The 11,200-nt window shown below is 71.9% G+C and carries 13 protein-coding genes; 6 read left to right on the top strand and 7 right to left on the bottom strand.

Annotated elements, in window-relative coordinates:
* The first annotated feature begins 7 nt into the window (after positions 1-7).
* Both AB0G52_RS23405 and hemC read left to right on the top strand, forming a co-directional pair.
* The gene (locus AB0G52_RS23405) at positions 8-964 is read left to right on the top strand and encodes an ATP-dependent DNA ligase (RefSeq protein WP_132892875.1); all 957 of its coding nucleotides are present in this window, start codon (positions 8-10) and stop codon (positions 962-964) included.
* A 93-nt stretch (positions 965-1,057) separates the two neighbouring features.
* Positions 1,058-1,993, top strand: a complete 936-nt coding sequence (gene hemC, locus AB0G52_RS23410) for a hydroxymethylbilane synthase (protein WP_132892830.1) — start codon at positions 1,058-1,060, stop codon at positions 1,991-1,993.
* Between the two features lie 6 nt (positions 1,994-1,999).
* On the opposite strand, the gene AB0G52_RS23415 is transcribed toward hemC, so the two are convergent.
* The 4 genes from AB0G52_RS23415 to AB0G52_RS23430 form a co-directional block, all read right to left on the bottom strand.
* The gene (locus AB0G52_RS23415) at positions 2,000-2,527 is read right to left on the bottom strand and encodes a hypothetical protein (protein WP_361338313.1); all 528 of its coding nucleotides are present in this window, start codon (positions 2,525-2,527) and stop codon (positions 2,000-2,002) included.
* 194 nt (positions 2,528-2,721) lie between these two features.
* A complete protein-coding gene (locus AB0G52_RS23420; protein WP_132892834.1) occupies positions 2,722-3,576 on the bottom strand; it encodes an ABC transporter permease in 855 nt (284 codons plus the stop codon).
* The gene (locus AB0G52_RS23425) at positions 3,536-4,363 is read right to left on the bottom strand and encodes an ATP-binding cassette domain-containing protein (RefSeq protein ID WP_361338315.1); all 828 of its coding nucleotides are present in this window, start codon (positions 4,361-4,363) and stop codon (positions 3,536-3,538) included. Before AB0G52_RS23425 ends, AB0G52_RS23420 begins: the two co-directional genes overlap by 41 nt.
* On the bottom strand, positions 4,360-4,839 hold the full coding sequence (locus AB0G52_RS23430) for a MarR family transcriptional regulator (RefSeq protein WP_361338317.1): 480 nt from the start codon (positions 4,837-4,839) through the stop codon (positions 4,360-4,362). Before AB0G52_RS23430 ends, AB0G52_RS23425 begins: the two co-directional genes overlap by 4 nt.
* 260 nt (positions 4,840-5,099) lie before the next feature.
* Between AB0G52_RS23430 and AB0G52_RS23435 the strand changes: the two genes are divergently transcribed.
* Positions 5,100-5,897 carry an RNA polymerase sigma factor SigF gene (locus tag AB0G52_RS23435; protein WP_132892839.1) on the top strand — a complete coding sequence of 266 codons (798 nt, stop codon included), beginning with the start codon at positions 5,100-5,102 and terminating at the stop codon, positions 5,895-5,897.
* A 21-nt stretch (positions 5,898-5,918) separates the two neighbouring features.
* Here the strand turns inward: AB0G52_RS23435 and AB0G52_RS23440 are convergent, their stop codons facing one another.
* Positions 5,919-6,236 (bottom strand): ANTAR domain-containing protein, encoded by a 318-nt coding sequence (locus AB0G52_RS23440; protein WP_132892841.1) that lies wholly within the window; start codon positions 6,234-6,236, stop codon positions 5,919-5,921.
* Between the two features lie 127 nt (positions 6,237-6,363).
* On the opposite strand from AB0G52_RS23440, the gene AB0G52_RS23445 reads away from it, so the two are divergent.
* A complete protein-coding gene (locus tag AB0G52_RS23445; RefSeq protein ID WP_132892843.1) occupies positions 6,364-7,179 on the top strand; it encodes a VOC family protein in 816 nt (271 codons plus the stop codon).
* On the opposite strand, the gene glgX is transcribed toward AB0G52_RS23445, so the two are convergent.
* Together glgX and AB0G52_RS23455 are read right to left on the bottom strand one after the other, a co-directional pair.
* A complete protein-coding gene (gene glgX, locus AB0G52_RS23450; protein WP_361338330.1) occupies positions 7,148-9,349 on the bottom strand; it encodes a glycogen debranching protein GlgX in 2,202 nt (733 codons plus the stop codon). The two genes, AB0G52_RS23445 and glgX, sit on opposite strands and share 32 nt — an antisense overlap.
* Positions 9,350-9,372: 23 nt before the next feature.
* The gene (locus AB0G52_RS23455; RefSeq protein ID WP_132892845.1) at positions 9,373-9,876 is read right to left on the bottom strand and encodes a pep a2; all 504 of its coding nucleotides are present in this window, start codon (positions 9,874-9,876) and stop codon (positions 9,373-9,375) included.
* Positions 9,877-10,189: 313 nt separating this feature from the next.
* On the opposite strand from AB0G52_RS23455, the gene AB0G52_RS23460 reads away from it, so the two are divergent.
* A complete protein-coding gene (locus AB0G52_RS23460) occupies positions 10,190-10,483 on the top strand; it encodes a DUF5133 domain-containing protein (protein ID WP_132892847.1) in 294 nt (97 codons plus the stop codon).
* Positions 10,484-10,583: 100 nt separating this feature from the next.
* Positions 10,584-11,200, top strand: a 617-nt coding sequence (locus AB0G52_RS23465; RefSeq protein WP_361338320.1) for a maltotransferase domain-containing protein, incomplete at its 3' end; no start/stop codon positions are given.

The raw sequence follows: 11,200 nt of genomic DNA on the forward strand, positions 1-11,200 counted from the left end.
CGCGCCCATGCTCGCCACTCCCGGCACGCTGCCGCCCGCCGCCCAGGACGCCCGGTGGGCGTACGAGACCAAGCAGGACGGCCAGCGGGCGGTCCTCTACCTGCCCGGTGACGGCACGCTGGTGCTGCGTGCCCGCTCCGGCGAGGACATCACCGCCGCCTACCCCGAGCTCCGGCCGCTCGGCGCGGCCCTGGGCCGGGTACCGGCGGTCCTGGACGGTGAGGTGCTGGCCCTGGACGATCAGGGCCGCGCCGACTTCCAGTTGCTGCAGAGCAGGATGGGGCTCGCCCACGCTCCGGGCCGGGCGGCGCGGATGGCGGCCCGGGTACCGGTCCACCTGATCCTGTTCGACGTCCCGTTCCTGGAGGAACCGCTGTTCACCGTGGCGTACCGGGAGCGGCGGGCCCGTCTGGAGTCCCTCGCCCTGAACGGGCCGTACTGGTCGACGCCGGGTGCGGTCGTCGGGCACGGCGCCGAGGCGCTGCGGGCCACCCGGGAGCACGGTCTCGAGGGCGTGGTGTGCAAGCGGCTGGACTCCGGCTACGAGCCCGGGGTGCGGTCCCGTGCCTGGCTCAAGATCCGCAACAGACATGCCGAGGACGTGATCGTCGGCGGCTGGCTGCCGGGCAGGGGGCGGCTGACCGGCCTGCCGGGCGCGGTGCTGGTGGGCCAGCGGTCCGCCGACGGACGGCTCCGGTACGTCGGCGGGGTGGGCACCGGCTGGAGCGAGCCGGAACGCGCCGAACTGGGCGCGCTGCTGCGGGCCGCCGAGGCCGGTGTCTGCCCCTTCGATCCGGTGCCACCGGTCGCGAACGCCCACTGGGTGCTGCCCCGCCTGGTCGGCGAGGTCGACTACAGCACGCGCACCCGGGCCGGGCTGCTGCGCCAGCCGTCCTGGCTGCGGCTGCGCCCCGACCTCGCCCCGCAGGAGTCGGCGGCGGACCTGCCGGAGCAGCCGGCCTGAGCGGCGGGCCGGTGACCGGACGGCCCGCTCCCCTGCCCGGCGGCCGACAGGATGTCGGAATCAGCGGGGGGCTCCTGGGTCTATCGTGTCCCCATGTCCGTGCCCGAGTTGATCCGCATCGTGTCCCGCGACTCGCCGATGGCGCTCGCTCAGGTGGCCCGTGTCCGGGCCGAGTTGGCCGCCCTTCATCCGCAGGTGCGCACCGAGGTCGTACCGGTGCGGACGACCGGTGACAAGTGGCTGGGCGATCTGTCCCAGGTGGAGGGGAAGGGCGCGTTCACCAAGGAGGTGGACGCCGCGCTGCTGGCCGGCGAGGCCGATCTCGCGGTGCACTGTGTGAAGGATGTGCCGGCGGACCGCCCGCTGCCCGCCGGGACGGTGTTCGCCGCGTTCCTGAAGCGGGACGACATCCGTGACGCCCTCATCCACCCGGGCGGCCTGACCCTGGACGAACTGCCGCCGGGCACCAGGGTCGGCACGTCCGCGGTCCGCCGGGTCGCCCAACTGGCGGCGACCCACCCCCATCTGCGATGCGTGCCGTTCCGGGGCAACGCCAACCGCCGGCTGGAGAAGCTGGCCGCCGGTGACGCGGACGCGCTGCTGCTCGCGATGGCGGGGCTGGAGCGGATCGGGCGTCCCGACGTGGCCACCGAGGTGCTGGACCTGGAGACGATGATGCCGCCCATCGGCGCGGGCATCCTCGCCCTGCAGTGCCGGGAGGACGACCGGGACCTGATCGACGCGGTGAGCGGCCTCGGTGATCCCGCCACCCACCGGGAGGCGACCGCCGAGCGGATGTTCCTGCATGTGCTGCAGGGGCACTGCAACAGCCCGATCGCCGGCTACGCCCGGGTCGACCACGCCGGTGAACTGTCCCTGCGGGCCTGTGTGTTCACGCCCGACGGCAAGACCCGGCTGAACGCCCACGAGTGGGCGGGCCGCCTTGATCCGGCGACGCTCGGCACCTCGGTCGCCGTGGCCCTGCTGCGCCAGGGGGCCCGCGAACTCATCGACGGCATCCCGCACTGACGCCGGTCAGGCGGAGGGGCCGGGCTCCGTCTGGTCCTTGAGGAAGGCGGTCACCTGGTGGGCCAGGCTGCCCAGCCCGGCCCCCTGGCAGGCGGAGCCGGCCGTCGACTCCAGCACACCGATGCCGCCCGCCCACAGCCGGCGTTCGGTCCACTCCTCGTCGACGCGCAGGTGGATCTGGATGTCCACCTGGCCCAGGGCGTTCTCCGGGCAGGCCGCGTAGAGGATCGCGGTGGCGCGGCGCAGCGGGTAGACGTCGAAGCCCTCGATGAACTGGGAGTTGCGCCAGTCGATGAACGCGCCCTCCCCGTCGGGGCCCACCCGGACGTCGATCTGACCGTCCTCCAGCTGGACCCCGAAGGTGCGTGAGCCCCGGTTCTCGATGGTCACCCGGGCACTGAAGTACGTCAGACCGGCCGCGGCGTCGTCCCGGCCGCGCGGCGGCTCGGCCGCCTCCAGACGGTGGACGCGGACCCGCAGACCGGCATGCTCGTCGTACTCGTGCCAGTCCCCGACCACGTTCGGCTCGTACACAGTGCCCCTCTCGACCCACGCTGTCTATCTGTGGGCTCAGCGCACTGTCAAATGAGCGGAATGCGCTGTGGCCAGGGGGTTCGCCCCCTTTGATCGCTGATCAAGCGTTGCGCAGGGGTTATCCCGCCCCGGTCGTCCGGGACGGGGTCCGGGCGCGTGCCGCACATCACGTCGGCGTCCGGCCCGTCGCAAGATCAGCGGGCGAGGCGGCCGAGCAGCGAGGAGGCCGCGGTGATGCCGAGGGCGGCGGCCACCGCCAGCACCCCGAAGTCGAGGCCGAGATGTGCCGGGGTGCCGAGCAGCAGCCCGCGCAGGGCGTCGACTTGGTAGCTGAGCGGGTTGACCTTGCTGACCACCTGGAGCCAGCCGGGCATGATCGCCACGGGGTAGAGGGCGTTGGAGCCGAAGAACAGCGGCATGGTGATGGCCTGCCCGATGCCCATCAGCCGGTCGCGGCTGAGGACGATCCCGGCGATGCTCATCGACAGGCAGGAGAAGAACGCGGAGGCGAGGACGACGGCCAGCCCGACCCCGAGCAGCTTCAGCGGGTTCCAGGTGAGCGAGACCCCGAGGACCGCGGCGATGACGATCACCACGACGGCCTGGATCAGGGACTTCACGCCCGCCGCGAACGCCTTTCCGGTGATCAGCGCCGAGCGTGGGGTCGGGGTGACGAGCAGCTTGTTGAGGATGCCCGCGTCGCGTTCCCAGATGATCTGGATGCCGTAGAAGATGGCGATGAACATCGCGGACTGGGCGATGATGCCGGGCGCCAGGTAGTCGATGTAGGGGATGCCGCCGGTGGGGATCGCCCGGATCCGGGTGAAGGTCTGGCCGAAGATCAGCAGCCACAGGGCCGGCTGGATCGCCCGGGTGTAGAGCTCGGTGCGGTCGTGCCGGAGCTTCTGCAGTTCGACGGCGCACATGGCGACGACCCGGGCGGGCAGCAGCCGCCAGCCGGAGCGCGGCCGGGGCGGGGTCAGCAGCAGGGACGCGGCTGCCGTGCGCTCAGCCGACGCGCTTCGCGGTGCGGCGGGTGCTTCGGACATCGCGGAAACCTCCTGACTGGTCGTCGAGGCCGCTGCCGGCCACGTCGCGGAAGACGTCTTCCAGGGTGGGCAGGGTGTCGGCACCCCGGCGTTCGGCGAGGCCCTGCCGCAGCTCGGCGGGGGTGCCGAGGGCGCGGATCCGGCCGCGGTGCATCAGGCCGACGCGGCCGCAGTGCTGGTCGGCCTCGTCCATGTAGTGGGTGGTGACCAGGACGGTCATGCCGGTGGCTTCGCGTACGGCGTTGATCTGGTCCCAGACGCCGGTGCGGGCGATCGGGTCGAGGCCGATGGTCGGCTCGTCGAGGATCAGCAGCCGTGGCGCGCTGACCAGCGCCTGGGCCAGTTCGAGGCGGCGCACCATGCCGCCGGAGTAGGTGCCGGCGAGCCGGTCGGCGGCGTCGGCGAGGTCGACGGCCGCCAGTGCCTGGGCGACCCGCTCGGCGCGTTCGCGGCGGGGGACGTCGAAGACGCGGGCGAACAGCGCGACGTTCTCCCGTCCGGTGAGCCCGCTGTCGGCGGACAGCTGCTGCGGGACGTAGCCGAGCAGTCTGCGTACGGCCATCCGGTCCTTGCCGGTGTCGTGGCCGAAGACGCGGACCATCCCGGCGGGGACGGGGAGCAGGGTGGTGATGCAGCGGATGGCGGTGGTCTTGCCCGCTCCGTTGGGACCCAGCAGTCCGAAGACCTCGCCCTCGCCGACGGTCAGGTCGAGCCCGTCCACGGCTCTGGTGTCCCCGAAGGAGTAGGAGAGCCCGGTGCAGGCGACCGCGGCGGTGTCCGGCGTCATGATTCCTGGACCTCCTCGTGCAGGGTGACGGCGAGTCTGCGCAGGGCGGGCAGGGCCGCCGCGAGCAGGTGCTGGTCGGCCTCGTCGAGCCGGGCGACCTGACCGGCGAAGAGTTCCGCGCGGCGCCGCTGCCAGTCGGCGAGGCGCTGCGTGGCGGCCTCGGTCAGCAGCAGGCGGGCGGCCCGCCGGTCGGCCGGGTCGGTCTCGCGCAGCAGGTAGCCGTCCTTGACGAGCTGGTTGACCAGTGTCGACACGGAGTTGCTCGCCAGGTACAGCTCCTTGGCGGCGTCCGAGATGCCGATGCCGGGCCGGGACTCGACCAGCCGCAGCAGCTCCACCTCGGCCCCGCGCAGCCGGGGCGCGGCGAGCCCCCGGCGCAGCCGGCGGCGGACCAGCCGCTGGATGCCGAGGAATGCCGCGGCCAGCTCTTCCGGAAGGGATTCGGATGCCGGAGGTGTCGCTTCTCGGGGTTCCACGTTTCGAAGATTACCTCTGCTACAGAGGTATCTCACCCCAAGGGAGGGTCAAGAACCGCTCGACAATGAGACCAATCTCACCTTTTCGAGGTATCTGTTTTGCTTTGCCTCATTCGGGGCATTCGACGGTAAGTGCTTCGGATCGGAGGCACGTGCGTGGGAGCCGGTCTCTCCGGACGCCCCCCGTGTCCTCCCCGGGATCCGAGCGCGTTCCTCCTACGGTCTGTCCACACCAGCACCTCGCTGAGGAGGTGCGCGCGATGCGTACCACCACCCACTGCTCCACCCAGCCCCATCCGCACGACGACGCGCCCGACACGGCCGCGGACTTCGTGCGGCTCGCGGAACTGCCCGAGGGCGCGGAGCGCCGGGCGCTGCGCGACGAGCTGGTCGAGCTCTGGCTGCCCATGGCCGAGCGGATCGCCGTGCGGTTCCGCGGCCGCGGGGAGACCCTGGAAGACCTCTACCAGGTCGCCGCACTGGGCCTGGTGAAGGCCGTCGACCACTACGATCCGGAGCGCGGCCGGGCCTTCGAGGCGTACGCCGTGCCGACGATCACCGGCGAGATCAAGCGGCACTTCCGTGACCACATGTGGACCCTGCACGTGCCCCGGCGGGTCCAGGAGCTGCGCAACCGCGTCCGGGTGGCCCTGAAGGAAGCCGGACAGGCCACCGGGGGGCGTGCGCCCACCGTCGCCGAGATCGCGGCGCTGGCCCAGCTCACCGAGAGCGAGGTGCGGGCCGGGATGGAGGCGCTGGAGTGCTTCTCCGCGCTGTCCCTGGACGCCGAGGTGCCCGGCGGCGACGGCTACGTGCTCGGTGACACCCTGGGCGGGGCGGACCCCGGTTACGACCTGATCGTGGACCGGACCGCGGCGCAGCCCTGTCTGCAGGGCCTGCCCGAGCGCGACCGGGTCATTCTCTACCTGCGGTTCTTCCGCGGGATGACGCAGAGCCGGATCGCCGAGCAGCTGGGCATCTCGCAGATGCACGTGTCCCGGCTGCTCACCGCCTGTTTCGACCGGCTGCGCGAGGAGCTGCTGGCCGACGGCGGCTGAGAGCCGCCGCTCACTCGACGCTCACTCGGCGGCGGGGGCGCCGGGGATCTGGGTCGGGCCGTACCGTTCGAGGGCCTCCGTCAGCTCGACGCGGATCTCGTCGGGCATGTCACCGGTGCGGCCCCACAGGAGGATCAGGTCCGCGACGTTGCGGAGTCTGATGTTGGTGTGCTGGGAGACCTCCTTGAGCACCTGCCAGCCCTCGTCGGGTGTGACCCGGCCGAGCGCCACCACCATCCCGATGGCCTGGTCCACCACGGCATGGGAGGAGACGGCCTCCTTGAGCTGGTCGACCTCTTCCTGGAGGTGGAGGATGCGGTCCGGTTCGCTCTCGCTCACACCCCCATCGTCGTCATCCGACTGGGCGAACGCCACCGGGGTACTCGGCAGGCGTTCTGCACGCTTCCGGTTGGAGACTGGTGTCAGACCCGTTCCCCGCCGGCCCCGACCCCAGGACGCGAGTGCCATGAACAACGACCTGTCTTCCCCCGGCCCCGCGCAGAAGAAGCGGGACGTCGTGTCCACGCACTCGGTGTTCGGCGCCCCCTGCTGGGTGAGCCTCACCAGCCGCGACCTGGGGGCCACGGAGGACTTCTACAGCGCCGTGCTCGGCTGGCGATGGCGCAGCGTGCGGCTCGGGGACCACTTCCGGATCGCCCTGGCGGACGGGGTGCCGGTGGCGGGCATCGCCGCGGTCGCCTCGATGTGGCAGATGGCGGTGGCCTGGACGCCGTACTTCGCCGTGCCGGACGCGGACGAGGCGGTGTCGCGGGCCCGGGAGCGCGGGGGCACGCCGGCGGTCGGGCCGCTGTCCTTCCCGCCCGGCCGCGCCGCGCTGATCGCCGACCGGGACGGTGCCGTCTTCGGTATCTGGGAGGGGGAGCTGGTCTCCAACTGGGAGACCTGGCGGCGGGCCGCCCCCACCTTCATCCGGCTGCACACCCGCAACGCCTTCGACTCGGCGATCTTCTACGGGGAGGTCCTCGGCTGGGCCTCCGACAAGCCGGGCTGCTGCGAGGTCGAGTACGAGGGCGGCGAGGTCGTGCTGCGCAGCCGGGGCGACGCCGTGGCCCGTATCGACTCGGGGGCCGTGGAGGCGGCCCCCGATCCGTCGGTGCGGCCGCACTGGCAGGTGCACTTCGCGGTGGCCGACGTCGGCGAGTGCGCACGGGCCGCCGAGAAGCACGGCGGCAGCGTCCTGCGGGAACTGGACACGGAGGCGGTGCTGCGCGACCCGGACGGCGCCCAGTTCACCGTGACCGTGCGCCCCCTGCTCCCCTGACCCCCGTCCTGCGGGGCTTGCGGGCCCTGGCGGCCTCCCGTCCCCGGCCCTTGCCGTCCCCGCTGTGTGACGGCCTGGACAGCAGGACCAGGCTGCGGGCTGCCACGGGCACCCTGGTCCCGGCCTTGCGTTCGCGTTCGTCGGGCATGCCGTCGGGTTCGGCGGTGTCGATGAGGGTGGTCCAGCGTTCGCCGTAGGAGTCGTCGGGCAGCCGGAAGTCGATCGGCTCCCAGTGCCCGTTGAGGAGCAGCAGGAACGAGTCGTCGACCAGGCGTCCCCCGTAGGGGTCGCGCTCGGCGATGGCGTCGCCGTTGAGGAAGACCCCGACCGTGTGCGCGTCGGGGCGCTGCCAGTCCCGGTCGGTCATCTCGCGGGCGTCGGGCAGCAGCCACACCAGGTCGGGCAGCGGCTGACCGGGGTGCACGGCGGTCTCGCCGCGGAAGAAGCGGCGGCGGCGCAGTACGGGGTGGGCGGCGCGCAACGCGATGACGTGCCGGGTGAAGTCGGTGAGGGCCCGCTGTTCCTCGCTCAGGTTCCAGTCGGTCCAGGAGACCTCGTTGTCCTGGCAGTAGGCGTTGTTGTTGCCGCGCTGGGTGCGGCCGAGTTCGTCGCCGTGGCTGAGCATCGGGATGCCCTGCGAGAGCAGCAGGGTGGCGAGGAGGTTGCGCTGCTGGCGGGCCCTCAGTTCGAGGACGGCCGGGTCGGTGGTCTCCCCTTCGGCACCGCAGTTCCAGGACCGGTTGTGGCTCTCGCCGTCCCGGTTGCCCTCGCCGTTGGCCTGGTTGTGCTTGTCGTTGTACGACACCAGGTCGCGCAGGGTGAAGCCGTCGTGCGCGGTGACGAAGTTGACGCTCGCCCGCGGTCTGCGCCTGCTGTGCTGGTAGAGGTCGGAGGAGCCGGTGAGCCGGGAGGCGAACTCGCCGAGCGATCCGGGCTCGGCCCGCCAGAAGTCCCGTACGGCGTCCCGGTAGCGGCCGTTCCACTCCGACCACAGCGGCGGGAAGTTGCCGACCTGGTAGCCGCCCTCCCCGACGTCCCAGGGTTCGGCGATCAGCTTGACCCGGCTGATGACCGGGTCCTGCTGGATCAGGTCGAAGAACGCCGAGAGCCGGTCCACCTCGTGGAACTGCCGCGCCAGGGTGGCCGCAAGGTCGAAGCGGAAGCCGTCGACGTGCATCTCGGTCACCCAGTACCGCAGCGAGTCCATGATCAGTTGCAGCACGTAGGGGTGCCGCATCAGCAGGCTGTTCCCGGTGCCGGTGGTGTCGTAGTAATGCGCCCAGTCGCCGTCGACCAGGCGGTAGTACGACGCGTTGTCGATGCCCCGGAAGGAGAGGGTGGGCCCCATCTCGTTGCCCTCGGCGGTGTGGTTGTAGACCACGTCGAGGATGACTTCGAGGCCGGCCGCGTGCAGCGCCTTGACCATCGCCTTGAACTCGTTGACCTGCTGGCCCCGGCTGCCGAAGGCGGCGTAGGCGTTGTGCGGGGCGAAGAAGCCGATGGTGTTGTAGCCCCAGTAGTTGGACAGGCCCCGGTCCTGCAGCACGCCGTCCTGCACGAACTGGTGGACCGGCATCAGTTCGACCGCGGTGACGCCCAGCGAGGTCAGGTGCTCGACGACCGCCGGGTGCGCGAGGCCGGCGTACGTGCCCCTGAGCCGTTCGGGTACGTCCGGATGGGTGCGGGTCAGACCCCGGACGTGGGCCTCGTAGATCACCGAGTCGGAGTACGTCCGCCGGGGCGGACGGTCGTCGCCCCAGTCGAAGTAGGGGTCGGTGACCACACCGAGCATGGAGTGCCCGGCGCTGTCCGCCGGGGACGGCCCGCCGGGCGTGCGCTCGTACAGGGACGGGTGGTTGTCGATCTGGCCGTCGACCGCCCTGGCGTACGGGTCCAGGAGCAGCTTCGCCGGATTGCAGCGGTGCCCGACGTCCGGGTCCCAGGGACCGGTGACCCGGTAGCCGTAGCGCTGACCGGGTCCGACGCCGGGCAGGTAGGCGTGCCAGACGAAGCCGTCGGCCTCGGTCACCGGCACCGGCGTCCGGGTGCCCGCGTCGTTCACCAGGACCAGCTCGACCTGCTCGGCGACCTCGCTGAACAGGGCGAAGTTGGTGCCCTGGCCGTCGAAGGAGGCACCCAACGGGTAGGGGTGCCCGCTCCACACGGGCACCCCTTTCCGGGACTTGCTCGCCGTCACCGGGCGCCCTCCAGGACGCGTTCGGCGGATTCGGCCAACTGGGCGACCGGCAGGCTGCGGGGCACCCGGAGCGTCCGGCGCAGACTGGGCGCCGGCGCCGTCGGGACCAGCGGGACGCGCTCGCCGGACCGGGCGCGCTGCGAGAACCAGATGATCTTGCTGCCGGTCTCCGAGGCACAGCAGCCCCAGCCGTCGCTGGTGGCGGCGAGATGCGCCAGGCAGGACCGCAGGTCCTGGTCGGGGCGCAGGTCGCGGTCGTCGTCACCGATGGCGGTGATGAGGTGCTGCCCGTTCCACCACATCTCGATGGACGTGTGCTTGTCGGTCGCGTGCCGGTCGATGGCGGTCAGCAGCAGTTCGGCACCGCGGCAGACGGGGTCCACGAGGTTGTCGAGGTCCCAGTAGCGGAGATGGGCGGCCAGGATGCGGCCGACCTGTCCCACCCGTTCCTGGCTGACCTCGACGTCGAGGTGGTAGTAGCAGGGCACTGCGGTCTTCATTGTCGCTTGCTCCTCACCGGCGTCGGGCTCGCGCTCACTGTCCGGAAACCGTTCCGTACGCACAGCGTGAGCACTGTTCGCTTCTGAGTCACCATCCACAGTGCGGGCGCTACGCCATTCGTGCAACACGAGAGCCGCCGGGGGAGCCATGGGGTGTGGTTGAAGATCCAACAAGACGCTCCGTCATGATGCGTGCACCATGAGTGAAAGCCTCGATTCGCCGTAACGGCTCCGTGCCCCTCCGTGCCCGGACGCTCCCCCGACCCTCGGGGACACGTGCCCATTCGAGAGCGTCGGAAGGAACGACACGGCCATGCTGCTACCCGCGAAGGCCGAGGTGGCCCGGCAGCTGCGGCGCTACCGGGCGTGGGAGCGAGTGATGCTCGCCTCGCCGCACGACCGCGAGGTGCGGTCCACCTTCGAGGACTCGGGCTACACGCTGTGCGTGCTGATGGGCAAGCGCTGCGCCCGGGAGGCGGTGGACGCGGCCGAGCGCTATCTGCGCACCAGCCTCGTCACCTATTTGCGGGAACAGAGCGGACGGCCCCAGCTGAGCGGGCAGGTCCGGCGCGGGCCGCCGTCGGACCGGCGTTCCGCGAGGCAGTGATCCCACGGACGGACCGCGGGAAGACGCCTGTCTTCCGGCGCACTACGGATCGCGGAGCCGGGCCACGGGCCCGGCTCCGCGCACGGCGGAGGTGAGACCCATGAAGGCGACCGAGACCATCGGCCGTGTTCCGGTGCGTGACGTCCGGCCGGCCCCGGAGTGCGGCGGGCGTCCGGCGAAGGCGGTTCCCGGCGAGACGTTCCCGGTCACCGCCACGGTGTTCCGTGAGGGACACGACGCCGTCGGCGCCAATGTGGTGCTGTGCGACCCGGAGGGCCGCCCGGGCCCCTGGACGCCGATGCGCGAGCTGGTGCCCGGCACGGACCGCTGGGGCGCCGAGGTCACCCCGGACGCCACGGGCCGTTGGACGTATTACGTGGAGGCCTGGAGCGCCCCGCTGCGCACCTGGCGGCGGCACGCCCGGATCAAGATCCCGGCGGGCGTCGACACCGGCCTGGTCCTGGAGGAGGGCGCCGAGCTCTACGAGCGGGCGGCCGCCGGGGTCCCCGAGGGCCCGAAGCGCGAGCGGGTGCTGGCGGCGGCCCGAGCCCTGGGCGACGACTCGCTGCCCCTGCACACCCGGCTGGCGAACGCGCTGGCTCCCGAGGTGGACGAGATCCTCGCCCGCTTCCCGCTGCGGGAGCTGGTGACCGCCTCCGAGCCGCTGCCGCTGCTCGTCGAGCGCGAACGGGCCCTGTTCGGCTCGTGGTACGAGTT

It is taken from the genome of Streptomyces sp. NPDC021562 (assembly GCF_040640875.1).
In the GTDB taxonomy this organism is placed as follows: domain Bacteria; phylum Actinomycetota; class Actinomycetes; order Streptomycetales; family Streptomycetaceae; genus Streptomyces.